We start from the raw sequence: 24,276 nt of genomic DNA, 5'->3' as shown, positions 1-24,276 counted from the left end.
ATCGATAGTGATTGTTTTTGAGGCGCAAATCGGCCAGAATCCATGCTGTGATGCCGAAGGAACCCACGGAATGCGGGCAATTCGAACGATTTCAAGCGCGGCTGACGTCCTGCGCCGCGCCGAGGCGCTCGATGCGCTGGATGCTGTGCTGCCGTTCGATCGCCGCGAATTCCTGGCCGAGCTCCTGTCGGACGACGACGTCGAGACGCTGCGGCACCTGGCGCGCGAAGGCATCGGCGAGAACTCGATGCGGGCGCTCGCCTCCGACCTCGCCTACCTTGAGGCATGGTGCCAGGCTGCCACGGCAAATCCCCTGCCCTGGCCGGCCCCGGAGGCGCTGTTGCTCAAATTCCTGGCGCACCATCTGTGGGATCCGGCCCGGCGCGAGACTGATCCGGCGCATGGCATGCCCGACGACGTGAGCGTGGCATTGACGCAGGCCGGCCTGCTGAGGAGCAGTGGACCCCACTCCCCCAGCACGGTGCGCCGGCGCCTGTCGAGCTGGTCGACCCTGACGCAATGGCGCGGGCTGCAGGGCAAGTTCAACGCGCCGCGGCTTCTCAATGCGACGAAACTCGCTGTGCGAGCGAGTTCCCGGCCGAGGCATAGAAAAAGCGCCAAGGCCGTCACGGTCGACGTGCTGAGCGCGCTGTTGAAGGCCTGCGCTGGCAACCGTCTCGTGGATGTGCGCGATCGAGCGCTGCTGATGGTCGCCTTCGCCTCCGGGGGCCGTCGCCGCAGTGAAGTTTCGTCGTTGCGCATCGACCAACTGGTCGAACAGGATCCTGTCCCGGCCGACCCGGACAATTCAGATACCGCCTCGCTGGCGTGCCTCAGTATCCATCTTGGCCGGACCAAGACCACTGAGGCCGATGACGGCGCGTCCGTCCTGCTGATAGGCAAGCCGGTATCGGCCTTGAAGGATTGGCTGGCGCGCGCAGCCATCACCGAAGGCGCCGTCTTTCGCCGCATCGACCGCTGGGGCCACCTCGAGCGCAGGCCGCTCACCCCGCAGGCCGTCAATCTGATCCTGAAACGGCGTATCCTCCAGGCAGGGCTCGATCCACGGGAGTTCAGCGCCCATGGCCTGCGTGCCGGATTTCTCACCGAGGCTGCACGGCGCGGCATCCCCCTGCCCGAAGCCATGCAGCAATCGCAACATCGTTCCGTGCAACAGGCCTCTCGCTATTACAACGACGCCGAGCGGCGGCATGGAAAGGCCGCGCGGCTGATCGTGTGAGGAGAAGAAAATACAGAATCGGCGAGCAGCCCCTCACCGCTCCCAGCCTTTCTTCTTCATGCTTTTGCGCAGCGCATCGCTGATTTCCACCGGTTCGACCCCGCCACCAACCGCATGATCGGTCCCCGGCTTCGCACCGGGACCGGCTGACTTGGCGTGCGCATCGAGCTTTTCGCGCAACAGTGCCATGACCATGGGCCACACGGAGAACTTCTGATCGCGCGCCCGCTCCGTCAGATTGCGAAGATAGCCACCACGACTGCCGATCCGATCGGACCGCTGCAGGATCGCCGCCACCGTAACGGCCGCCTTTTCCGGACCCATGACCTCGACCGCTTCCTGCCAGGCACTTGGGCTGATGCCCATGAACGGCCGAGCCTGTTCGGCCGCCGCCACAAAATCGCGCCAGGTCCGGATATGCCCGTCGCGGGCCAGCGTCAAAAGCTCGGGGCAGGCGTCCACCACCATGCCCAATGGCAAATCCCGGTTCGGCAAGGCGTGTACGTTGTCGATTTTGGCGTCAACGCCGCTCGCTTCATTCCTTTGTCTAAAGCCGTGTTCAGATTCATCGGTAGAAGAAACATCTGGGTTTGAATTTTGTATATGACGCTCAGATTGAGACTCATTGGCGTTCAGATTCTGGGAATTGATGAACGATTCCAGCGTCTGATGGACGTCGACCCAAAGGTCTTCCAGTTCGTTACAGATGGCTTCGACGACCGACCGCGCCGCCGTGCGCGGCAACCTGGCAATGACTGCCTCATAGCGGCGCTGGAAGCCATCCCAATTGCCAGGAGCGGCTTCGTTGATGCCGGCATCGATCATCTTGACGACGTCGCGCCGGCAGATCGTCAGGCGCTCCTTGGCCAGGCGATATGCCTTGTGCTCGGCCTTCAAATCGGCGGCCAAGGCCTTGAATTCCTCGGCGCGGGCCAGGATCGGCGAGAGATCGAAGCCGTAGGCCTGGTCGATTGCGCCGCCCTCCCCCTTGCGAGCGAACCGCTTGCCGTTCGGACTATCGCGCCGGATGACGAGACCTGTTTCGACCAGATTGGCCAGATGCCGCCTCAGCGTCGCCGGCGACATGCCGTTGGCACGACGGATGAGCTGCTCATTGGAGGGAAATACGATCAGACTGCCCTCGGCCGAGAGTTCGTCCGCGCGATGAAAAGATAGCAGCGCATTGAGGATCGCCAGCGCGCGATCGGTCGCGCCCAGCGCCTGCTTTGCCTCTCGGATATCCCGAAAGACCTCCCATTTCGAAGCACGTGCTTCCTGGTCGATCTGACTGGCCGTGACTTGGCTTGCAAGCAAGCCAAGCGTCATCGGCCGCCGCCCAAAGGGCGTCGTTACGGTATGCGTCCCCATTTTCCTTCCACCTATCGCTAGGCAAAAGAAATCAACTCGCCAATTCGGCGCCTGGACTCTTGACAGTGATTCGTGGATTTGCGATTCTCAGACTGCTTAGATCATGAGAGAGGCTTCCACGACGGCGACGTCTGGGGGCCTTTTTCTTTTGCGGTTCAGTGCTCCTTAGTCCGTTATCTTCTGGCGGAACTCGTCATAGAGCGCTTGCAGGCGCTCCCGCACGAAGCTGGCAAATTCCGGTTCGATGCGCTTGTCGAAGGCGAAGGTCATCTTCGCTTCGCTTTCGTTGATTGTGACCAGCCGAGATCCGTTGGCGGCGGTCCACACCGTCCGGTCCGGCTTCTTTGCCGCGGTCTTGACGAGGTCGTATATGGCCTGAAAGCGCTCATCGCTGGTACGCGCAGCGAATTCCGGCTCCTGGATAGCCTTCAGCGCCTTGGTCCGCTTGCCCTTTTCCTCCAGCAGTTCGGCAAGCTCGGCCCATTTCTGGCGTCCAACAGATTCCGCGGTGCCGATCGCCTCAATGATCTCGGCTGGCAGTCGCGCAACCAACGCAATCATTCTCGACAGCGCCGCCTTGTCGACGCCAAGTGAGGCCATGATGATGTCTCGCGAAAAGCCCTTGGCCTCAAGCTTCGCCGCGAAATAGCAGCGCTCGATGTAGGAGAGGTCGCTGCGACTGTTGTTTTCCTGCCCCTGGCTAACGACGAGCTGCTCGTCCGTCAGGTCCCTGACGACAGCGCGGACCAGGCGGCCGAGTTGCCTGACCGCGGCCAGTCTGCGATGGCCGTAGGCAACCTGGTAGTGCCCACCCTTCTCAGGATGCGGGCGCACCAGGATAGGTACCTGCTGTCCGTGCTCGCGGATCTGGTCGACGAGAGCCACTCGTCTTTCGTCGCTCACGCCCAGACGATCGACCACTATGGATTGATCTATGACGCTGGGATCGAGCTCGACGACCGCCTGCCCTTCCGAGAGCTTGCGTTCGATCTCCTCGGCCCGCTGAGCGCGTGAATTGATGTTCTCTAGCGATTGCGAGATGGCGCCGACCGGCCGGCCCGGCTGGAGCGGTCGGTCCAACCCCATTAGAGGCCGCACCAAAGCCGTCCTGGCGGCATCCGGAGGCGTTTGCTCACCAGTGGGTTCGGAGACTTCGAAGAGGTTCTTGCGGGCCATCGCTACTTACGCCCCCAGGTCTTGCGGATCAGTTCCTCGATCTCGCCGTTGACAAGGGTCAGGCTCTCAAGCGCTCGATCGTATGTTCCGCGCGTGAACTGCCCGCGCTCGACCTCGTAGAGGGTCTGCTTGGTCAACCCGGCGTCGGAGATCGCGGTGGACTTGAGCATGGCGTTTTCAAGGACCCGATTGCCAAAGATCGAGCGCATGAACCCGGCCATCTGGCTTTGCGGACCATCGTTCGGCTCGAACCGCGTGACCAGGTAACGCATCCAGTCATAGTCGGTGTTGCCGCCGGCGTTTTCCACGACCGAGAGCAAGTCCGAGGTCATGAGCAGGAACTGGGACATCGACATGACGTCAAGCATCTGGGGATGCACGGTGATGATGACGGCCGTGGCCGCGCACAGGGCCGACAGCGTCAGGAAGCCGAGTTGCGGCGGGCAGTCGATGACGACGACGTCGTACGCGCTTTCTACCTCGGCCAGGCATTCACCCAGGCGAGCGAAGAACATCGTGCCCGGCTGCCGACTGGACAAAACCTTCGGCGTCTCGTGCTCGAACTCCATCAGTTCGAGATTGCCTGGGATAAGGTGCAGGTTGGGCGTATAGGTCGAGCGCACGATCTCCAGGATGCTGCGGCATTCGGAATCGTAGCGGATCGCCCCGTAGATGGTCTCGTTGGCGCCGACATCGAGTTCAGGCTGGTGGCCGAACATGGCCGACAGGCTGGCCTGTGGATCGAGGTCGATGGCGAGCACCCGGTAGCCGCGAAGAGAGAGGAACTGGGCAAGGTGGGCAGCCGTCGTGGTCTTGGCGCTGCCGCCCTTGAAATTCATCACCGAGAGGATCTGAAGCTTCTCCCCTCCCCTGCGATGTCTGATGTATTTCCCAGGCCCTTTCGAATTCGCCTCGTCGAGCACCTGGCGGAGCCGATCAATATCTTCCACGGAATATAGTCGCCTACCGTTTGGCTGCGGTTGCGGACCATGTCCCTCGGAAACGATCTGTCGAAGATAACCTTCATGGATGCCGATGAAGTCAGCCGCCTCGCCCGGCGTGAACAGGCGCATGCCCTTTTGCGACGTCGGCGGGAATATTCTCGCCTGGTGCGCCTGCAGCTGTCTTGACAGTTCCGCGGCATCCGTGGCGATGAGTTCGCGGAGGCTTTCGCCCGCGGGACTGCTTTGGCTGACCTTGTCCAACACCGGCCTCTCCTGATCTGCGCATTTTGGCCAAGAGGCGACTGAAATGCGCTGATCAAGATGGACTGATTCTTGATGGCCGACAAACCCTTTTTGGTTAACGAAAGATTAACGCGGCAAAGCCGCTGAGCGAGTCTCCGTCCGCTTGCAAATTGTAAAGAATCAAAGCTGCGCACTACTATGTCGGCCAGGTATTGTTTTCATGGGACCGGCATACGGGTGCGTTGCAAGGCTCTTCAAGCCGCCCTTCCCCGTCGATAAGATCCCGTCGAGACCGCGAGTGCGTTTTCGGCTGCTGCGACCTACCCGGCGCTCAGCATGACGTGACTCGGATCGTTTGCTGTGGTTGTACGTGCAACACCTGTCCTGGTCGATCGCGGGAATTGCGCCACCGCCGCCGGCTCCTCGGAGGCATCCGCATCGGCCCTGAAGCGGTAAGGTGGTCTTCAGTTGTACGTGTGCAACTTCGACATTTGCCAACCGTGGAAGCATTTCAATGTGCGAGTGGGCATCCGTACCATTCTCGGTCTGGTGTGTTCCGCGACGCCAGGCGTCGATGCGTCGAATGCATGCGAACGCGCCTGCACCAGTTCCGACACGGTAACTCGGGGGCTCGGTTCGCGGTTGTGACGCGGCACGGATTGAGTTGGCGTCGACCAGGGAATAGCCGCCTGGTCGAGCGAATCAAATCGGCGATCCTGATACATCGCCCTTTCCCCGCTTCCATATCCGTCAGTTGCACGTGCACAACTAAAGGCTCGCGATTAGCCACTGGGAAGAGAGTTGCACATGTACAACCGAGCTCGCGATTTCTTGCTATCCTACCCAGGCTTCCCGCTGCCCAAAGTGCGCGTTTGTGCGAGCAGATGTTAACCTCAATGCCCCTCAAAGATCTCGCGTGGGCAATGGCGCCTTCTGTTTTCTGCCTGCGGGCGTAGACGGCCATGCGGGGCCCGATAATCCCCTCCAATCACGGAATACCGCTCTAATTATCCAGGCAGACTTGTGGAGCCGGGCGTCAGAGCCCGCTCGCCTTCGTGAGGTTTACTCTAAAGCGGTCCCTGCGGCGCTGATATTTGCGGGTCATCTCGGCCGAGGCATGCCCGAGCTGTTTTTGCACATAACGCTCGTCGACCTCGGCCGACGAAGCGAGGCCGGCGCGCAGCGAATGGCCGGCAAAGAGCTTTCTGCGCTCGCCTTCCGGCAGGTCGCCGCGCACGCCGGCGGCAAGCGCGGTCCGCTTGACGAGCCGCGCCACCTCCTGATCATTGAGCCGCTCGGCGCCGACGGCTTTGCCCTGGGCGGTGACACGCCGGAACAGCGGGCCGTGGCCGATGCGCGCGATCTTGAGCCAGTTCTCTAGCGCCACGACCGGACAGGTCGTGTCGGACGAGCCGCGGCCGATCTCGACCTCGCGCCAGCCGGTCTTGCCGCGCAGGCTGACCAATGCACCTTTGTCGAGGATTTCCACCCAGCCGCGGCCATCCTCGGTCTGGTCGCGGCCGACATCGAGCGCGACGATCTCGGAACGGCGCAGGCCGCCGGCGAAGCCGATGAGCAGCATGGCGCGGTCGCGCAGGCCGCGTAGCGTTCCGTGGTCAAGTGTCTCCAGCATGGCGATCAGATCCTCGGGAAGGATCGCTTCCTTCTGCCGGGGAGGGATGGCATGGCTATTGCGGATCCCGGCCATGACCGTGGCGATGTGGCGGTCCTTCCTGTCCAGCCGCTGGCCGCGCTGGGCAAAATTCCAGGAAAGCGAGGAGAGGCGGCGCTCGATGGTCGACACGGAATTGGGCTTCTTGTCACCGTTTCCTTTGCCGGATGCGCAAGCCGTGATGTAGAGGCCGACGATCTGTGGATCCGGCGGTAGCACCTCGATGCCCTGCCGTCGCGCCCAGGCGCAAAAATGCTTCCAGTCGGCGGCGTAGGCGCGACGGGTGTTGGCCGAACTCGCCGCCTCGACATAATCGCGCGCGCGATCGGCGAGGTGCTCGAGGTGGCCGGGCAACCGCTGTCGGTCGACAGGATTTGGCTCCGGCAGGGCAGGGGAGGGATCATTCCTGGCGGCCGTCAACCGCGCATTTGACCCTTCAGCGGTATCTCGGCCCATGGCGTGGACGATCTCCACGATATCAGGCAGGTCACCTTGTTCGGTCAATCGCGCGGATCCTCAACTGCTATTCGCAACATACCATGTCAGGGACGATTAGCTGGAACGTCTCATCCTCGAAGCCGAAATATGCCCTAAATCAGAAAAATCAGGCCGCGGCGGTGATGATGTTCAACGGCTTTCATTTTCGTTGAACATGGAGTATGCTCAACAAAACCGTATTTCGTTGAGCATCATGATCACGCGCCATTCACCGCTCGCTCATTCGGCCTACCACGATCTGCTGTCGTCTCTGCGCGACGAAGTCGCGGCGGAGATTCGCGGAACGCCGACGCGGATCGACCGCAACGGCCGCGTCTACTGGTACGACACCTACCGCGTCGGTTCGGACGTCAAGAAGACCTATATCGGAGAAGATGGCGAAGAACTTCGCCTTCGGATGCAACGCATCGAAGCACTGCGCGACGACCGCGATAATCGTCGCCGCAATCGCGCTCGACTGGTCCGCCTGCTGCGCGCGGAACGGTTCCTTGGCGTCGATGCAGCGACCGGCAGCCTTCTGCATGCATTCGCTTCCGCCGGAGTTTTCCGTCTCGGCGGGACGGTCGTGGGAACTCAAGCGTTCCGCCTCTACGAGGGCGAGCTCGGCGTCCGCTTCACCCTTGACCAGACTGCCCAAACGAACGACGTCGATATCGCCAGCTTCGAGCAACTCTCGATCGCCCTGGACGACAGTGTGTCGGCGCCGCTCGAACGGGTTCTCAAGGATTTCTCGTTCGAACCGGCGCCGACGCTGGACCCCGGTAAGACCTGGCGCTGGAAACAAACGCGGAGCGAGACGCTGGTCGAGTTCCTGACGCCGTCTTTCGCCGAGGAAGAGGGACTGCGTCCACTACCGGCGCTCGGCGTCCATGCCCAATCGCTACATCATCTCAACTATCTCCTGGCAGAGCCAATGCTGGCAGCCGTTACCTATCGCGACGGCGTGCTCGTGCAAATTCCGCGGCCGGAACGCTTCGCAATCCATAAGCTCATCGTTGCCGATCGTCGCCGCGACGGGCCAGACAGCCTAAAATCCATCAAGGACCGGCTGCAGGCCGAATTCCTGGTTGATGTGCTGGCTACGGACAGGCCGGACGACCTGCGCGAGGCTCTTGAGGACGCTCTGGCGCGCGGCAAGCGCTGGCGGGACAGGATTGCGGCCACCCTGAAGCGATCGCCATCGCTGCAGGCTGCCCTTGGCGACATGATGTGATAGCTGCCGCACCAGAAAATGCTTGGCGATGAACAAAATGCGCGTTCTCAATGAACGCGAATTCTCGTCGATCTGACGCCTGAACAAGCCCGTCCGCCGGTGAAAAACGAGCCACAGAGGCCATTTTCCCAAAACGAGCGATAAGGCAACATTATCATTCGTTTTATCGCGCCGACAGGCTGTGCGTTTTGATGCGAAGATCATGGCATAAAGCGCACCGGCATTTTACCCTCGAAAGCATGATTCGCCTCGATCCCGCGACCGCCAGCCCCGCCGCGCCGCCGACCGTTCCCGCCTGGGCACTCGCCGCCGGCGGCGCGTTGCAAGAGGCCGACGCCGCCTTCCAGGCCGGCGCCGCCTCGGCTTCGCTAGACATGCTTGCCCGCGCCCAGTCAGCGTGGGCCGGCGCGTGGCGCCAGCGGCTGGCACTCAACTGCGCGACCGCCAGCATGCGGCTCGCCGGCCGCGCCGAGGACGCGGCCGCCTTGCGCGATGCCTGGCACCTCTGCCCGGCCGGCGCCGATCCCGGTCCCGCCGGCGCCATTTTTGCCGCCTGGCGGCAGCTGGCGCTGCAGCCGCCCGTCGCCAGCGCCGATCGGCTTGCAAAGATCGTCGTCCAGCTTGGCCTCCATTGGGACGGCGCGGCTCTCGCTGACCTCTATACGGAGATCGAAGAAGTAGCGGCTTCGCGGCAGTCGGCGCCATTCGCCGCCGCGGCGATCGCCGCCCGCGTCGTCGCCATGCGCCCCGATGCCGAGCTTTTGGCCTGGTGGCTCGCCGACCTAGTGCTGGCGCGAAGCCTGCGCTGGCCGCGGCCGCTGCCGCTCCTGATGGCGCAGGCTTTTTCGCCGGCCTTCCGCGCCCAGGCTGGCGGCGGCAAGCGCATCCGACCGGGCGAAAAGAATTTTGAGCGGGCGGTCTGCGTCGCCCTGGTTCAGGCGGCGGCCGATGCCTGCCGGCTGGCCACCGAGCTGTCGCGCCGCGCCGAAAGACTCCTGGCGGTGGCGCCGAAACTGCGCGCCAAAGGCGCCGGCGACGTGATTTTTCTGCTCCTGAATGAAGATGCCGTCGCCGGATCGCTGGTGACAAAAAACCTGTCGCGCTTTGCGGCGCGGCGGCTGTTCGAGCGGCTTCAGCAGCTTGAGGCCGTGCGCGAGCTCTCCGGCCGTCCCACCTTCCGGCTGTTTGGGCTGTAGCGATGAGCCAAGCGTCCGTCCGCCGAAAGCCGAACGAGCAGCCGGCGCTGCTGGACACTGAGCTTGAGCACCTGCCGCCGGAATTGCGCTGGCGCGAGTGGATGGGCCGCGTCGAAGCGGTGATCTTTGCGGCCAGCGAGCCGGTACCGCGCGAAGTGCTCGCGCGGGTGGTGGGAAAAGACTGCAATCTCGAACTGGTCATCGATGACATTCGCGCCGAGCTCGCCGGCCGCCCCTACGAACTGGTGTCGGTCGCCGGCGGCTGGCAGCATCGGACCAAAAAGGTTTTTGGAGACGTCATCCACGCCGCGTTCGGGACAGCCGCGGGACAGGGGACAAAAGAACTGTCGCAGTCGGAGGCTCTTGTCCTCATGTGCATCGCTTATTTCCAGCCGATCACGCGTGGCGAGCTGTCGTCCTTCTTTGGCAAAGAGGTGTCGCGCGACCTGATCGGCGTGTTGCGCGCGCAGGACCTCATTGCCTCGGGGCCGCGCAGCCCGCAGCCGGGCGCGCCCTACACCTATGTGACGAGCAAGAATTTTCTGTCGCAGTTCGGGCTCGACACGTTGCGCCAGCTGCCGGATTTCGAGGCGCTCGAGGACGCCGGGCTGCTGTCGAAAGAAAAGCTGCTGGCCGGCGGTATTGGCTAACGGGGAGGGCGACATCGTTGAGGAGCTTGTGCCGTGAGCGGAGCGTTGTCACGTTGCGGCCACATGCAAAATGCAACGTAAGCGAACAGAGGCTTACGCTTTATAACGCACGGCTTGTCCTTCCTCATCGTCGTATCGGTTGCCTAGCGGCAGCTCTGCGCCGCAGGCTATCCGTTCGCGCCTCACTGCCATTGTCCCGAAAGCTGCTGGCCTGCTCTGGCGGCGGGGCCGCATTAGGGGGTTCTCACCTATCGCGCAACGCCGACGCGGACCCGAGAGCAAGGTATTTCAATCACGTGGACCGAGGTCGCGTCAGATGGACCTGGCGTCGGTGTAGGCGACGGCGGCAAGGTCGTCGCCGTTGTACTGCGACCAGGTCACGTCAATACCACTGGCAATCGCCCCCAGCCGCACTTTGAGGTTCTCGATCCTGCCTCCATCGTGCAGCACCCTGAGGGCATCGGCCAAAACCATCGTTGCTGCAGTCATCCCTACGAACGGCACCGCCACCGACTTTCCCGCGTGCTGGATCAGGCCGCAGGCCTGGCGCTTTAGGCGGCGGTACCCGGGGTTGGCTTCTGCCGCCTTCTCAATCGCCGCATTGATTGCTTGCTGTTCCGCGCCCGAGACCAACGGCCAAATATCGTCTGGGCGGCGGGCGTTCGGCCAGGTTCGCAGGCTAATTGAGTCGAAATTGGTCGCAGTCCCGCCAAGCCCGCTATCCACCACGCGGCCGAACCCTGCGCCGACCAACTGATGGCGCGCCTCGTTGTTGTCGAATCCGCTGAACGCGAGCGCGGGCTCATCGTCGCGCCTGCGAAGATGCTCATCGACATGGCGCTCGATCAAGCGCGTCTCGATGCCCATGTCCTCGAGCCAGCCTGCGCATACGCGCGTCTTCAGTTGACCGATGTGTCGACGACGGAAGAGGACGCCCGTCTCCGTGTTCGCGAGTTCGACTTTATCAAAATCGAGCAGATACAGCAGGAGATCCTGCGGTCGCGCGTAGGGCAGCGTTGAGATGGCCCACAGATATGCGTTGCCAAGATGCCCGAGGCCCAGAAGCCATGCCTTCCTCGGCAGAAAAGTGACACCGGGCCCGACGGCGTCCGGGTCAGTAGGCGAAAGGTCCGGTCGCCACAGCGACATCCCGATGACCCGCCGCCCGGCTTGCAGATCAAGGCGGGCGAAAGCGAGAAACACTTCCGATACCGACAGCGCTGCTGCAAGGACTGGCGCAAGGGAGCAGTGTTCCCGCTCCGCATACCGGCTCAACAACGATGCCGGTCCAGCAGCAGCGGCCCAGCCATCGAACGTGATGCGGGTCGCCAATCCGTCATGCATGGCATCGCCAATGAGGAGGACGTGCCCGGTGCTTCCGGCTTTCCAGCCGTTCTTGCCGACCTCGGCATTCAGCGCCTCGCGCAACGGGGGCTTTCCAACCACGCCGACGACGGCCACGGCATCCAACACCTTCTGTGGGGCCTCGATGCGCACTGCGCCCGGAAAGCAACGCACGGCGAGGCGGGCGGCTGTCAGTGCTGCCAACTGCAGCGAGCGTGAACCGGCGACGTCTTCGCCGAGACGAAGAGTGACGGTGAACCCACGCCGACGCGCAAGCACGTTTTCGGGATCGTCGCCATTGCGGTCGACCAGCAACTTGGAGATGCGCGAGATGCCCTGTGCCATTGCTGGCCTCCTACCAAAGCAAAAGACGGATGCGATCCGACAGTCCGTCCTTGTCGTGACGGCACCACCGGAAGCTGCCGAGGTACTGATGCACACCGACTCCCCGCGCCGTCCAAGGAGCCATGTGCGCGAAGTGCGGAAAGATGAGTGCGACATGACCGACTTCGGGGATCATTGGGTTGCGCTGGTCAGTCACGCTCTGCCCCGTGTTCTGGTTGCCGTGGGTGTGGCAGTCGGCGAGAACTTCGAGGCCGGTGTTCCGGCAGATTGCCCACAACGCGGCAAGGCCGTGGCCGTGAAACGTGATGATCCCGTGCTGGTAGGCGTTCGGGTCGAGGTCGTCATAGAACACGACCCGCTTCACCCTGCCGGTTGAACCATTCCATTTGCCTAACAGAAACGCTCCGCTTTCACGACGGCCTTGGCCGCGACTGCGCAGCCCGAGTACCAGCCACATCCAGGTCCACACGCTGATATTGATGCGTCTCGCGCCTGCGTTACTGGCCGATATAGTCTTCCCCCACCAGCAGCGTCTGAAATTCGTCGAGATAGTCAGTGATCGTGTTCCGGTCCTTCCATGCGAGGTGCGGTATGGTGGTGGTCCAGTCGCCGTGCGAGCTCAGGGTGAAGCGGTCGTAAGGGTGGTAAAAGGCCTTGCACAGGCCGGGCTCCCAGTCGGTCCGATAAACCTGGGCGAACCGCGATCCTGGCCGCCCCTTGGGGAACATGCCTTTCGGCAGCATGGTTTTTGCTACCGGGTCCCAGAAAGACCCGGTTGGAGAAACCGCCCGGTATCCGGCAACGTCGATCATGATGTGGTAGCGTGTCGGTGCGCCCGGACGTTCAGCCGCCTGAAGCCAGAAACAGGCACGCGGCCATGTCATCCCCTCCGGCAGAACCTCTTCCTCGGCAATGCCCCAGCGCCCGGCGAGGACGCCGGTACGAAACCCGGCGTCCTTAAGATCAATGTTGAACAGCTTCTGATCCGGCGTCATCTCGACCTCAGCCCTGAGGCGTCACTTCCTTGATGAGGTCAAACGACACCGCGCAAACCGGTGCAGTCGTCAGTTCGCCGATATGGGTATCGCCACGGGGCTGCGTCGTGGTGCCGGTGATCTGCAGCACGTACTCGGCAGCCGAAGCCGGATCGAGCTTGAACGCCTTGCGCGCCCAGTTCGTCAGCGTATTCACCGTCGTGGAGGGGGCAACCTTGCGGTGCTTAGTCTTCGCGCCGTAATTCACCTCCACTTTCACGCGCGTGCAGCGCGCCAAATGAACATGGCGGTGCTTGGTAAGGCCGAGTTCGCCGATCGACTTCTTCTTGTCGATGGCCTCGACCGTGTCCTCGGCATCCTCCGCTTCGATATCCTTCAGGACATCTTCGCTCTCGCCGACAAATACCGGCGCATCGGCAGACTCCTTGTCGCCAAGCCCCAGCCGCTCCAGCACGTCAGCTAGCTTATCCGTGTCTTCGACGGAGGCCACCACGGGATCGCGTCCGTGCGCATGAACAAAAATATCGAAAGCCATTTTGCTCTCCTTGGATTCGTCGCAGGGCCATCCCCACGGCGACAACCATAGCGTCGATTCCAAAATGCGTCAAATACAAACATTTATAATGTCTGTTATGCAAACAATGTTGGTGACGTTGACATTTTGTCGGTTTGCATTTAGAACAAGTCATGAACCACGATTGGGTATATCGAGAGATCGGCGGCCTGATCCGCCAGCGCCGCAAAAAGCAGAATCTGACGCAGGAAAAGCTTGCGCCGCTCGTCGGACTCTCAAGAACATCATTGGCAAACATCGAGAGCGGCAGGCAGAAGCTGCTGGTGCATCAACTCTTCGCCTTCGCCTCGGCGCTTGGCTTGGAGCCGCCCGACCTTCTGCCGAGGCCCGCAAGGCCGGTGGTTGGGCAGAACGACATGAAGTTCTCGCAGCAGCTCAGCGCGAGCCAGCGCGCACAACTCGCGCAGATGCTCGCGGACAAGCCAATAGTGCCAGCAGAGGGAGAGACAGGTGCCAAGCAGAACAAGCGCTGACCAGCCAGAAAAAGCGGCGGCGGCCGTTCTCGAAAGATTCAAACTGGGAGATACAGCGCCCATACCCGTCGACAAGATAGCCAAGGGCCTCGGCGCCCTTGTCCGATACTCGCCGCTCGATGACGAGCTTTCAGGGATGATCTACATCAAGGATGGGACGCCGATCATCGGGGTCAACGCACTCCACCATGTCAATCGGCAGCGGTTCACAATCGCCCATGAGTGCGGGCATCTCGAACTGCACCGCGAACTGTTGTCCAGCGAGGTTCACGTCGACAAGGAATATGAAGTGCCGCTGCTGGTGTTCAACCGCGATCACCGGTCCTCGCTCGGCACGCAGCCGATCGAAATCCAGGCCAACCGTTTCGCCGCGGCACTCCTGGTTCCGCATACGTTACTGCAAAAGACCCTCGATGGTCGCCTCGCCTCGGCGGACATAGACGACGAGAGCCCGCTGGACGAGCTGGCGCGAAAGTTCCGCGTCAGCAAATCGATGATGGAATACCGACTGAAGAGTTTGTCAGCGACGAATTGAGGTCTCATGGCCTTCGTATTCTACGACACCGAGACGACCGGGACGAACTGGCAGTTCGATCAGATATTGCAGTTCGCCGCGATCAAGACCGACCATGATCTGCATATCGTCGACGAGTTCCAGCTCCAGAGCCGGCTATTACCTCACGTCGTGCCAAGTCCGGAGGCCATGAAGGTCAACGGCCTCAAGCCCTCCCACCTGACCGACCCGTCACTGCCGTCGCACTACCAGATGATGCAGTCGATCAACTCCCGGCTTCGCGGCTGGGGCAGATCGATGTTCATGGGTTTCAACAATCTCGGGCTGGATGAAAATATCCTGCGCGCCGCCTTCTACAAGACGCTGCATCGCCCCTACCTGACGGTGATGGACGGCAATTCGCGAACCGATCTTCTGAAGCTCGCGCGCGCTGCCCACCTCCTTGCGCCGGGTGCTCTACGGCTCAATACCGGTGACTACGGAGCGCCTGTGTTCAAGCTTGGCGACCTCGCCCGTGCCAACGGATACAACAATCTCAACGCTCACAATGCCCGTGCAGATCTTGACGCGACCCTGCATGTCGCGCGCATTCTCATGAACGAGGCGCCCGCAGTCTGGAACGACTTTATGCGCTTCGCGCAGAAATCGGCAGTTCTTCAGCATATACACGACGAACAGATTTTCGGGCTGGCGGAGTTCTACAAGGGCAAGGCCTACACGTGGCTCGTGACCCGGATCGGGATATCAGTTCGCGACAGGAATATTCATTACGCCTTTGATCTCCAGTTCGATCCTGCAGAGTTTGCCGCGCTCTCGGACGAAGAGCTTGTCGAGCGGCTTGCCACCCTCCCGCGCCCGGTAAAGAAGCTCAAGGTGAATGGCTGCCCGGTCCTGTTCGCTGTTGAAGACGCACCAGCGGGCACCGAGGCGCGGGCACTAGATGATGCGGAGTTGGAGCTCAGAGTGCGACGCCTGCGCGATGATCCCGGTCTGACCGCCAGGCTGGTGGCTGCGAGAGATGCGTCTCTGCCGATCTACCCGCCATCGCCCCATGTCGAGCAGCAGATATTCGACGCCTTTACGGCCGATAATGATGTCGCCGTACTGGAGCAGTTCCACGCTGCTCCGTGGGAGAAACGCTACGCAATCCTATCCGCGCTTCAGGACGGACGGCTTTGTTTTCTTGGCGAAGAATTGATTTACTTGGAAAGTCCCGGTGCACTGAGCACCGAGCGGCGAGCCTTTCACGCAGTCCGCCATCGTAATCGGGTACTTGGCCTTGAGGCGCCTTGCCCGTGGCTGACGCTGCCGGCGGCGATAGAACTCGCTGACTCCATGATTGCCCTCGCAGGCCCTGGCGATTTGGCACATCTCCAGTCCCATCGGGCCCACCTTGTCGGCTGGCGTGACAGTCTAGCGTCCGTCGCGGCGTAGATTTACAACCATACCGCTATTCTGCTCAGTCACTAGGTGCTGGTCCGAGCCTCAGCCATATGTACCGACGCTAATAATGCCCATGCAATCTCTCCCGCCTAGTTGCGACGAGGTCAAATTGGCCTTGCGAGCTCTAGGTAGCGGCAAAGCGCATTGGCAAGCTGCATCTGGCGAGGTGTTCGGCACTCGGCTTGGAAAAGCATAGGCGACGACACCAGAACGCATACGCATTTCGCCCGGGACGTTGCCACATTCAAACGGTTGAGACTGTACAGGAACTCCATGCCGCGCGGCGCGTCGGCGGGACTTGAGGTCGCGGTGGAATAAATGGCGATCGGCGCCTCCTGCCCCTGAAACTTGTCCACCGTACCGACCCGGGCACCTGGCAGGCGCTTCTGGATCTCAAAAACCTGCGCATTGAAAGGCGCGATTATGAGGATGTCATCGAGAGTCAACGGGCGACTGGCCCCTTCGCGATCCGTCCAGCTAACGCCCGCCGCAATGACTTCGTTCACCAGGTCCGCGATCGCCTCAGCTTCTTCCGGCGAATTGCTCTGGTTGCCATTGTGCGCAACGGGCATCCATCGGAGGCCGGCGCCGGACATGGGTGTCTCGCCACCGATTAACTGGCTCCCTAGCCCTTCGCGCGGATGGAGTTCCCCTGCGTAGAAGAGCTCGGACGTGAAACCGCAGATGTCGGGGTGAAGCCGCCATGTTTCGTCGAGGAACAGGCCGCGATCTGGCGGGATGGTTTGGGCGCCATCGAGGATGTGGTGGAGGGCGGATACGTCGCACCCGTCAGGGTGGCTGCCCTGGATCGGCTGGTCGAGCTGCTGAGGATCACCCACGAGGACAAGCGTCTTCGCTGCCTGCGAGACGGCGAGCACGTTGGGGAGGGCCATCTGTGCCGCCTCGTCGACGAAGATCACATCGACCCCTTCAAATGCGTCGGGACGAGACCAGAGCCAGGCCGTCCCACCGCCAACGTTCACGTCGTGGCCCATGGCCGCGATTAGGTCTTCACTCCGGCGGGCAAACGTCAGCCGATGCTGTTGTTCGTCTTCTTCATCGGCCTTGTGACAGCACTGGAGATCGACGCCGAGACTGTCCGCTTCCTCAATGACCTTGTCGATGAGGTTCCGGATGACCTTGTGGCTGTTCGCGGTGATCCCGACTGTCTTGCCCTGTCGGACGAGGGCGCAGATCATTCGCGCTGCTGTAAAGGTCTTCCCAGCGCCCGGCGGTCCCTGCACGGGGAGGACGCCTTCGCCGAGATGCTCCGCCAGTCGTAACGCGGCATCAAGCGTGCTCTCTCCTGCCTCCCTCACAGAGTGGTCACCGATGGGAGGCGGGCGCCTTAACAGCAAATCTCGCGCCGCCTGGTACGGGCCGGGGCCTTCAACTCCGTTCGCCACGACATGTTCTCCGATGCGGAGGAGAGCCTCCGCAATGACCTCGGCGCCGACGACTTTATGCGCGAAAACTGCTTCAGGATGAACGGTGGCGGTGTCCTGGCGCTTCTTGATATCGACGGTCCGTTCTTCAAGCGAAATAGCTTCAACCTTTCCGAACTTGTCGCCGCCGCAATTGCGGAGGTCTTCGCCGCCGCGAAGTGAGGTCTCCTGCTTTGGGTAACTGTAGCGATGGATGGGCGCGCGAGCCGTTCCGCCGGCTTCCCCGACGAATGTAAGGCCTGACAGCCCCGCCCGCTCGTCGAGCAACTCTTCGGCGGACACCGCAGCAAGGCGAAAGAGCTCCCACCATGCAGCCTTGAGTTCCCGCCGATGCCAATCCAGCAGATTGGCCAGCAACCAACGCGCCTGCTGCTCTTCCGAGCGATCGGCAGGATCGTCGGGGATGCCTTGCAGAAGCTGCTCGATAACGGGAGCGATGCGCGCAAGCCAGGCAGCGACGTTCTCGTTCGGGGCACCATCATCACCGCCTGCGGGCCGTGGGACATCCACGCCGGCGGCGATGAATTCTGCCCGCCGATCCTCGAGCCATGAGCGGAGGGCGGCCGTCGAGAGGCAGTCGTCTTCATTGTAGCCGCGCACTGTCTCGAGGGTCGCTTCGCTGACGGATGCGACGTCGCCGAGCTCGAGATTGGCCTGGAAGTTCGTGAGCGCGCTGTTCGCGTCCGGCAGCGACACCTGCCTTGCGAAGCCATAGAAAGGTTCGAGACGCTTGATGGAGTAACTCTCGACGCTGGCACGAACGGCATGCCGAACGACTGAATAGAGGTCGACGAAGAGCTCCGCGCGCAGCATCCGGTCGATTTCGTCTTCTCGCGTGCCGTACTTTCCCATCAAGCGCTCGAGGGCTGCCTGCTCATAGGGCGCGTAATGGTAGATGTGCAGGTCCGGATACGTCTCCCAGCGCGCCATGACGAAATCGACGAACCGCTCGAACGCTTGCCTTTCTTCGGCGCGGCTTAACGCCCATTCGCCGCGGTAAACGCTTTGGCCCTGACCGTCGTTGAACAGGTAGCCAAAGAGGTATTCGAGGCCGTGCTCTCCCACGAATGGATCTCCTTCGAGGTCCAGGAAGATGTCGCCGGCGGAAGGTTCAGGCAGACGTGCGAGCCCGAACCCGGGTTCGATCTCAAGCATCTCGAATCTTCGCGCCCCGGTTTCCCGCGCCTCGACCTGTATGCGCGCCTGTTCCCGCACACGACCATACGAGCCGACCGACCCGCGTTCAGGACGCCAGGGAAAGGGAAGGGCGAGCGCTGCGATGCCAGCCATCGTCGAGGCGCCGTGCTGCGCGAATTCGTTGATCTGGACTTTCGTCACGCCGGCAATCAGGCAGGGGTGGTCGTCCTCCCGCCTCTTGCGATCGCAAGTGTCATGCCAGCGGCAAACGTCGCAGTGCGGGGTCGGGTCGGGATACGTGGCCGGAGCATTCTCTTGCTCCAGCGACTGCTCGAAGCGACGCTTCACCTGCCGATAGTAGGCTGCGTAGTCGGCGAAGCGGAACGTCTGCGGCATGAAGTCGGACCAAGGGGCGACTACATGCATATGATCCGGCGCAAGGCCTTGCGCGTGATCCAGCAGGTCCGAATAGAGGCAGAGCTGAAGCACCGTTCCGGCCTTCGTCTCCCGTGCGAGCTTCGTATCGAGCGCCTCATACGACCAGGCGCCGAGATTGCTTGGCTTCTCGACACGCCGCAGGACGTCGGCCCGGCCGCCCCAGCGGCCATGACGCAATGCGCCTTGCACGATGACCTCGGTGCCGGATGCCATCGACTGGAGGGTCGCTGCAACGGCCGTGTCAGAGATATCGACGCCGTCGATCCGCGTTGTCTCCAATCCGCTGTCGGTCAAATGCTGCACGAAGTTCCGTTCATGCACGGCTCCGCGCTCCCGGAGGACCTCCAGCTGCGGGTCCCAGTAGATTGGCTTTACGAGCTGTCCCTGTGCGACAGCTCGGTCAAGAACGCTCAGATGATGGCAACTTAGATGCCCTACCAAGTCGCTCGCACTAAGGCGCAGTTCGCCCGCAACTACCTGCATACCAGTGTCCCCCCATTTCTGCTGCCGCAGCCTATTTCCATTCGCTGCCGTTAATAAACTCTGCGGGAGAACTTTCGCCGTCTAGCGGCACCCGGCGCCGCAAGATAATGGGATGAGTGGTGCTCGCATGGCCGCCACGCAACCCTATTGTCCGGCTCTCTTTAGCGGCGATGACCAAGGAAGGTGCTCTTCGTCATCGAAGTTGTTTGCTGTGGGCGGCAATCTTTGTTCGAAGATTGTCCGATACCCGCAGACCATGCCATGATGTCAACGGAATATCCTGAGGGTCCGGGGGGACGACTATGGAATGGTTCCTGATCGGCGCGGCGTTGGTTGCGTGGCTGATCTATCTAGGACGCAAGCAAAGTCTCGCAGAAGAGGCGCCGCAGCGCTCACACCGATCTGTGCAGGACCGGTCTGCGCCGACGAGCGAACGGATTGCGTCGCCGCAGCAGCCTTGGCAGGACCCGCGATCTCATCCTGGCGGGCGTTTCACCGAAGGAAGCAATCAGTGGGAGCGGCGCCCGGTCACGCCCAGCATGCTCGCAGGCGATAGCGGTCGTCAGTCGAAGGCTCCGGCAAAATGGATAGCTTCCGGAGAAAGCGTTCGGGTGGCGGGAGTCTCAATCAACTCGGGCATGTTCTATCTCGGCGCGTCCTTCGCCGGAAAATCCGGTGCCGAGAACTGCCTGGTTGATCCAACATGCCACGTCGGCTCCGTAAGAGGTGATCCCGAAGGCAGGACGTTGCCCTACTGGCCATCATACCAATCGATCTCCCCCGGGGCGCGCCGGACGTATCTCGAATGGCTTGCAGGAAGCAGGAACGATCCTTCGATCGGCATAGGCTACGTCTTCATATTCTTCTATGGCCTCGAACGTCGTCTCTTCGTCGACGAGGCCAGGAACGAGGCGCCGGCGATGGCAGCGGAGGTCCGGCGCCTTCTTGCGCTCCATGGCGAGAACTACTCCTTCAAGGGCTACGTTTCGAAGTTCCTGGACGTGGCGGATTTGATGGCGAACCCGGATATCTCCCGGCCGGCACTCTCGCCAGATTTGAGGAGCGGCTACGAGATGCCGTTGTCCGTAAGGCTGCATCTCGGACGAAAGCTAGGTTCCAAGCTTCCTTTCGACAGCACTGATGCGCTTCTGTGGGTATTGTCCCTTCCGGACACGCAGCTCCGTAAGCCTGCAGCTAGATGCTTCGAGGAACTCGCCGAACTCTGGCATGTGCGGTTCGCGTCGCGGTATCCGGACGGGCTGAAGGTCAATTCGCCGAGGACGAAGATCAAAGTCGAATACCGGGCGGCGAGCGGAGGCTTCGGGGGCAGGGTGGACCTGTCGGATAGCGAGCTCGGACCGCTTCCCGACGTCGCTGCCCTTTCCGCGCCAATCGATGGACTGAGAGACCTTCTCAACGCGTGTACAGACGAGCTTGCCGCTTACAGCCGTCTTCTTGGAAAGAAACCTGAGGCCAAGGATACCGTTGAGGCCGCTTTCCTCTTGCCCAAGGAGATTCTGATGTCCGGCTCGAGGACCGGAGCCGCAGCGCTCAAGCGCGTTGACGATCTTTTTGGCGATCACAGGATCGCCGGGGTCAAGGTGACGCGGCTGGCGCAAGCCCTGGGAATGGAAATCCCGCCCAAGGGAAAACTCGGCGCAGTCCTATGCAACCAGATCGGCGCCTTGATGGACAAGCTGGATGTTGGCTTCGAGCCGGACCGCAGGTACGGCTCGCGCGGCTTGGAAGCCGACGGCTACATTCTGCTGTTCAAGGCGAAGGAAGGGGCTCCCGTGGACGGCGAGTTCTCCGCCTATGCTGCCGCCAGGGCGATGGTAGAGGTGGCGGCACTGGCGGCCGTTTCCGATGGAAAGGTCGAGCCCAGCGAATTCGAATCGATCAAGGCGGACATCCGTTCGTTTCCAGGCGTGGGAGGCGTCGAGCGCGGCAGGCTGATGGCGTACGCCAGCACGCTTCTCAGGGACCCGGCGGCGCAGCAATCCGCCATCAAGAAATTGGGCAGCATCGGTGCGGATGCCCGCGCCAGCGCCGTCCGATCGGCCACGTCGGCCGTCCTGGCGGATGGCCACGCGGCCCCTGACGAGGTGAAGTTCCTCGAGCGGCTGTACAAGGCGCTCGGCTACCCGGTGGAGGATCTGTATTCCGCCCTCCATCGCGGGTCGGTCGCGCTGGACGAGCCCGTCGCCGTCGCTCCGGAGACGCGTGCGATCGGCATTCCGATCCCGGCGCAGCCTCCTGCACCTCCCTCGGGCGGTGTCAGGATAGATCGCGGTCGCCTGGAGCGGATCAAATCGGAGACCACGGCCGTGTCGGAGCTTCTCGCGGGCATCTTCATCGAAGAGGAGCCGCCAGCCTCTCCCCCTCAAATCAGGGAACCTGTAGCTGCGGAAGGGAAGTTCGCCGGTCTCGATGGCGCTCACGCCAAATTGCTGAGCCTTCTGGCCGAGAGCGGCGAACTTGACCGGCAAGAGTTCGAAGACGAGGCACGGAAGCTTCGGCTGTTGCCCGACGGAGCGATCGAAACGATAAACGAATGGGGTTTCGACAGGTTCGACGAACCTATAGTCGATAGCGACGAGCGCGTTTCAGTCGGCGAGCATCTCAGGGACAAGCTGCAGCAAGCGAGGGTGGAAGCATGACGACCGTGACGACTATCAAGACGCGCGATCGCGACGCCATTCTGCAGGCGCTCGCCGCCGGAGTCGTCCCCAAGACGGGACTTCGTCATGTGCAGGTCGGCCGTGCCGCCGAGGTGGGAGCGTTGGTCCGGGATATCGACCGCATCTGCGACGGTGGCGCGGCGATCCGTTTCGTGATCGGCGAATACGGTGCCGGCAAGACCTTCTTCCTGAACCTCGTGCGCCTGGTCGCACTCGAGCGCAAATGCGTCACGATCCACGCCGACCTTGCGCCCGACCGCAGGATTCATGCGACGGCAGGCCAGGCGAGGGGACTCTATGCCGAAGCCGTCCGGAACATGGCGACGCGGACCCGGCCCGACGGCGGCGCACTGCCGAGCGTGGTCGAGCGCTTCGTGACGGACTGCATCCAGGAGGCGGGACAAGCGGGCGTGCCGGTCGAGAGCATCATCGACCAGCGTCTCGCGCACCTGCAGGAACACGTCGGCGGCTATGACTACGCGACGGTCCTGAAGGCGTACTGGAAAGGAAGCGAAGAGGGCGACGAGGTTCTCAAGGCCTCGGCCCTCCGGTGGCTGCGCGGGGAATACTCCACGAAGACGGAGGCGCGCCAGGCGCTTGGCGTCCGAAACATCATCGATGACGACAACCTCTATGATTCCCTCAAGCTGCTGGCAGCGTTCGTGAAGCTTGCAGGATACGCCGGGCTGTTCGTCGTCTTCGACGAAATGGTGAAGCCAGTCGCGCTCGACCTCATCGCCGACCATATGTTCGCGACGCTTCGCGGAGCGAACAACCTTGTATTCGCCGGGTCGCGCAGGCGCGTGGAGGCCCTGGCAGACAGGCTGCGGACGCGATCCGAAAATGGCGGTGTTCCGAACGAGTTCTTTCCCCATCATGGCAGCCTCTCGAAGGAATTGCGGGAGGAGCTCGAAGACAGGCTGAAGCAGTCCAACCTACCCACGACAGAGGTCGCGACGACGACGCTGGAACTCGGCATCGATATCGGATCCATCAAGTCCGTGGCCCAGGTTGGGGCGCCGCGGTCGCTCGCGTCGCTTCGCCAACGTCTGGGGCGCAGTGGCCGGCGGCGCGGCGTTCCTGCAATCCTTCGCGTGTATGTGCGAGAACGAAATCTTGGACAGGATTCCGACCCACTCGACCACCTGAGACTGGAGACGGTGCGTGCCGTTGCCGCGGTGCGCCTGCTCGTCGCCAAGTTCGTGGAACCACCATCCATCGTCGACGCCGTTGCGACCGTCGCGCTTCACCAGACTGTTTCCTTGATCGCTCAGGAGGGCGGACTACGCGCTGATCGTCTTTTCGAGACGATATGCTCGGCTGGCCCGCTTTCCGTGTTGGGAAAGGACGATTACATCGAGCTGCTGCGCGGCATGGCTTCGGCAGACAACCGGCTGCTGGAGCAGGCGCCGGATGGTACGGTCATGCTCGGCGAAATCGGGGAGCGGCTTACGGCTGGCCGCGACTTCTACGCCGTGTTTTCGACGGACGAGGAGTGGCGGATCGTCTGCGGCGGGCGGACGCTTGGCGCCATCCCGATCTCGAACCCGGTCGCCGTTGGAGTGGTAATCGCGTTCGCCGGGCAGCGCTGGCGCATCGCATCGGTGGACGACCGCAGCAAGGTGCTCGAGGTCGAGCGGCATCGGTCCGGAAAGATTCCTCAGTTCGACAACGTGATGAGCGAACCTGTACACGACAGGCTTTCGTCCGAGATGCGAGCGGTCCTGGAAGGTGACGACGTTCCAGCCTATCTCGACATGGCCGCCGCCGACTTCCTGGGGCAGGGGAGGGAAGCCTATCTGGAGCTCGGGCTGCAGCGGACCAGATTCCTGCCGGCGGGGAAGGATACGCACATCCTGACCTGGAGAGGTACCGAAGCCAATGCAGTTCTCGCCTTCACGTTGGTTTCGGCGGGCCTTGAATGCGCGGTGCACGACGTCGGCGTGACAGTTCTGGAGACTACGCCTTCAGAAGCCGAGGCGGTCCTTCGTCAAGTAGCTGAACGCCCACCGGATATTCAGTCCATTTCGGAGTTCGTCGAGAACCTCGAGACAGCGAGGTTCGACGGTATGGTCCCTGAACCACTCTTGAGAAGGCTGTGGGCCAAGGCGCGCGCGAACATAGGGAAAGAGATCGGCGCTGTCGCGACCGAACTACTCAATCCGCGAGGCTAAGCGGTGCTTGGAGAAGAAATTGTTGCAAAG

The 24,276-nt window shown here is 62.1% G+C and carries 18 protein-coding genes and 1 pseudogene; 10 read left to right on the top strand and 9 right to left on the bottom strand.

From position 1 onward, the window contains the following. Positions 1-70 precede the first annotated feature (70 nt). Entirely contained in the window at positions 71-1,240 is a 1,170-nt protein-coding gene (locus tag P9228_RS22380) for a site-specific integrase (RefSeq protein WP_278055671.1), read from the top strand. A 33-nt stretch (positions 1,241-1,273) separates the two neighbouring features. On the opposite strand, the gene repC is transcribed toward P9228_RS22380, so the two are convergent. The 4 genes from repC to P9228_RS22360 form a co-directional block, all read right to left on the bottom strand. Continuing rightward, the gene (gene repC / locus P9228_RS22375) at positions 1,274-2,608 is read right to left on the bottom strand and encodes a plasmid replication protein RepC (RefSeq protein ID WP_278055669.1); all 1,335 of its coding nucleotides are present in this window, start codon (positions 2,606-2,608) and stop codon (positions 1,274-1,276) included. A gap of 165 nt (positions 2,609-2,773) precedes the next feature. Further along, a complete protein-coding gene (gene repB, locus P9228_RS22370; RefSeq protein ID WP_278055667.1) occupies positions 2,774-3,784 on the bottom strand; it encodes a plasmid partitioning protein RepB in 1,011 nt (336 codons plus the stop codon). 2 nt (positions 3,785-3,786) lie between these two features. Then, positions 3,787-4,989 (bottom strand): plasmid partitioning protein RepA, encoded by a 1,203-nt coding sequence (gene repA, locus P9228_RS22365; protein WP_278055666.1) that lies wholly within the window; start codon positions 4,987-4,989, stop codon positions 3,787-3,789. Positions 4,990-6,007: 1,018 nt separating this feature from the next. After that, positions 6,008-7,099, bottom strand: coding sequence for a site-specific integrase (locus P9228_RS22360; RefSeq protein ID WP_278055846.1), 1,092 nt, complete (start codon positions 7,097-7,099; stop codon positions 6,008-6,010). A 196-nt stretch (positions 7,100-7,295) separates the two neighbouring features. On the opposite strand from P9228_RS22360, the gene P9228_RS22355 reads away from it, so the two are divergent. From P9228_RS22355 to P9228_RS22345, 3 genes are all read left to right on the top strand, one after another. After that, positions 7,296-8,354, top strand: coding sequence for a GSU2403 family nucleotidyltransferase fold protein (locus tag P9228_RS22355; RefSeq protein WP_278055844.1), 1,059 nt, complete (start codon positions 7,296-7,298; stop codon positions 8,352-8,354). A 239-nt stretch (positions 8,355-8,593) separates the two neighbouring features. Beyond that, entirely contained in the window at positions 8,594-9,550 is a 957-nt protein-coding gene (locus P9228_RS22350; RefSeq protein ID WP_278055665.1) for a DUF1403 family protein, read from the top strand. Between the two features lie 2 nt (positions 9,551-9,552). Next, complete coding sequence (locus tag P9228_RS22345) at positions 9,553-10,200, top strand: SMC-Scp complex subunit ScpB (RefSeq protein ID WP_278055664.1); 648 nt, start codon at positions 9,553-9,555, stop codon at positions 10,198-10,200. 312 nt (positions 10,201-10,512) lie between these two features. On the opposite strand, the gene P9228_RS22340 is transcribed toward P9228_RS22345, so the two are convergent. Genes P9228_RS22340 through P9228_RS22325 form a run of 4 tightly spaced genes read right to left on the bottom strand, consistent with a single transcriptional unit; the run spans position 10,513 to position 13,419 of the window. Beyond that, positions 10,513-11,889, bottom strand: coding sequence for a hypothetical protein (locus tag P9228_RS22340; protein ID WP_278055663.1), 1,377 nt, complete (start codon positions 11,887-11,889; stop codon positions 10,513-10,515). Positions 11,890-11,899: 10 nt separating this feature from the next. Beyond that, entirely contained in the window at positions 11,900-12,346 is a 447-nt protein-coding gene (locus tag P9228_RS22335) for a hypothetical protein (RefSeq protein ID WP_278055662.1), read from the bottom strand. Positions 12,347-12,386: 40 nt separating this feature from the next. Beyond that, positions 12,387-12,884 (bottom strand): hypothetical protein, encoded by a 498-nt coding sequence (locus tag P9228_RS22330; protein ID WP_278055660.1) that lies wholly within the window; start codon positions 12,882-12,884, stop codon positions 12,387-12,389. Positions 12,885-12,891: 7 nt separating this feature from the next. After that, positions 12,892-13,419, bottom strand: a complete 528-nt coding sequence (locus P9228_RS22325) for a hypothetical protein (RefSeq protein WP_278055659.1) — start codon at positions 13,417-13,419, stop codon at positions 12,892-12,894. A gap of 152 nt (positions 13,420-13,571) precedes the next feature. Between P9228_RS22325 and P9228_RS22320 the strand changes: the two genes are divergently transcribed. From P9228_RS22320 to P9228_RS22310, 3 genes are read left to right on the top strand one after another with little or no spacing between them, the layout of a single operon-like run. Beyond that, on the top strand, positions 13,572-13,931 hold the full coding sequence (locus P9228_RS22320; protein WP_278055658.1) for a helix-turn-helix transcriptional regulator: 360 nt from the start codon (positions 13,572-13,574) through the stop codon (positions 13,929-13,931). Beyond that, positions 13,909-14,466: an ImmA/IrrE family metallo-endopeptidase gene (locus tag P9228_RS22315; protein ID WP_278055656.1), complete on the top strand. Its 558-nt coding sequence runs from the start codon at positions 13,909-13,911 to the stop codon at positions 14,464-14,466. Before P9228_RS22320 ends, P9228_RS22315 begins: the two co-directional genes overlap by 23 nt. 6 nt (positions 14,467-14,472) lie before the next feature. Continuing rightward, a complete protein-coding gene (locus P9228_RS22310; protein WP_278055655.1) occupies positions 14,473-15,879 on the top strand; it encodes an exonuclease domain-containing protein in 1,407 nt (468 codons plus the stop codon). Between the two features lie 113 nt (positions 15,880-15,992). Here the strand turns inward: P9228_RS22310 and P9228_RS22305 are convergent, their stop codons facing one another. Then, positions 15,993-19,391 (bottom strand): TM0106 family RecB-like putative nuclease, encoded by a 3,399-nt coding sequence (locus P9228_RS22305; protein WP_278055654.1) that lies wholly within the window; start codon positions 19,389-19,391, stop codon positions 15,993-15,995. 302 nt (positions 19,392-19,693) lie between these two features. Here P9228_RS22305 and P9228_RS22300 point away from each other — a divergent pair, with 302 nt between their 5' ends. The 3 genes and pseudogenes from P9228_RS22300 (at position 19,694) to P9228_RS22290 (ending at position 24,246) form a co-directional block, all read left to right on the top strand. Then, positions 19,694-22,051 (top strand): TerB N-terminal domain-containing protein, encoded by a 2,358-nt coding sequence (locus tag P9228_RS22300; protein WP_336618917.1) that lies wholly within the window; start codon positions 19,694-19,696, stop codon positions 22,049-22,051. Then, positions 22,048-22,785: pseudogene (locus P9228_RS22295) on the top strand (BREX system ATP-binding domain-containing protein); the annotation flags it as partial. The gene P9228_RS22300 and the pseudogene P9228_RS22295, both read left to right, overlap by 4 nt. Then, on the top strand, positions 22,780-24,246 hold the full coding sequence (locus tag P9228_RS22290; protein ID WP_336618919.1) for a helicase-related protein: 1,467 nt from the start codon (positions 22,780-22,782) through the stop codon (positions 24,244-24,246). The pseudogene P9228_RS22295 and the gene P9228_RS22290, both read left to right, overlap by 6 nt. Positions 24,247-24,276: the final 30 nt, after the last annotated feature.

This window comes from Mesorhizobium sp. WSM4898 (assembly GCF_029625845.1).
GTDB lineage: Bacteria > Pseudomonadota > Alphaproteobacteria > Rhizobiales > Rhizobiaceae > Mesorhizobium.
Note: the sequence above shows the minus strand (reverse complement) of the source record. Positions and strands in the feature narration are given on the sequence as shown.

What these genes read in the sequence shown, in the direction of transcription:
- P9228_RS22380 (WP_278055671.1), top strand. Translation starts at nt 71, where the DNA reads ATGCGGGCAATTCGAACGATTTCAAGCGCGGCTGACGTCCTGCGCCGC.
- repC (WP_278055669.1), bottom strand. Translation starts at nt 2,608, where the DNA reads ATGGGGACGCATACCGTAACGACGCCCTTTGGGCGGCGGCCGATGACG.
- repB (WP_278055667.1), bottom strand. Translation starts at nt 3,784, where the DNA reads ATGGCCCGCAAGAACCTCTTCGAAGTCTCCGAACCCACTGGTGAGCAA.
- P9228_RS22360 (WP_278055846.1), bottom strand. Translation starts at nt 7,099, where the DNA reads ATGGGCCGAGATACCGCTGAAGGGTCAAATGCGCGGTTGACGGCCGCC.
- P9228_RS22355 (WP_278055844.1), top strand. Translation starts at nt 7,296, where the DNA reads ATGGAGTATGCTCAACAAAACCGTATTTCGTTGAGCATCATGATCACG.
- P9228_RS22350 (WP_278055665.1), top strand. Translation starts at nt 8,594, where the DNA reads ATGATTCGCCTCGATCCCGCGACCGCCAGCCCCGCCGCGCCGCCGACC.
- P9228_RS22345 (WP_278055664.1), top strand. Translation starts at nt 9,553, where the DNA reads ATGAGCCAAGCGTCCGTCCGCCGAAAGCCGAACGAGCAGCCGGCGCTG.
- P9228_RS22340 (WP_278055663.1), bottom strand. Translation starts at nt 11,889, where the DNA reads ATGGCACAGGGCATCTCGCGCATCTCCAAGTTGCTGGTCGACCGCAAT.
- P9228_RS22335 (WP_278055662.1), bottom strand. Translation starts at nt 12,346, where the DNA reads ATGTGGCTGGTACTCGGGCTGCGCAGTCGCGGCCAAGGCCGTCGTGAA.
- P9228_RS22330 (WP_278055660.1), bottom strand. Translation starts at nt 12,884, where the DNA reads ATGACGCCGGATCAGAAGCTGTTCAACATTGATCTTAAGGACGCCGGG.
- P9228_RS22325 (WP_278055659.1), bottom strand. Translation starts at nt 13,419, where the DNA reads ATGGCTTTCGATATTTTTGTTCATGCGCACGGACGCGATCCCGTGGTG.
- P9228_RS22320 (WP_278055658.1), top strand. Translation starts at nt 13,572, where the DNA reads ATGAACCACGATTGGGTATATCGAGAGATCGGCGGCCTGATCCGCCAG.
- P9228_RS22310 (WP_278055655.1), top strand. Translation starts at nt 14,473, where the DNA reads ATGGCCTTCGTATTCTACGACACCGAGACGACCGGGACGAACTGGCAG.
- P9228_RS22305 (WP_278055654.1), bottom strand. Translation starts at nt 19,391, where the DNA reads ATGCAGGTAGTTGCGGGCGAACTGCGCCTTAGTGCGAGCGACTTGGTA.
- P9228_RS22300 (WP_336618917.1), top strand. Translation starts at nt 19,694, where the DNA reads ATGGAATGGTTCCTGATCGGCGCGGCGTTGGTTGCGTGGCTGATCTAT.
- P9228_RS22290 (WP_336618919.1), top strand. Translation starts at nt 22,780, where the DNA reads ATGGTGAAGCCAGTCGCGCTCGACCTCATCGCCGACCATATGTTCGCG.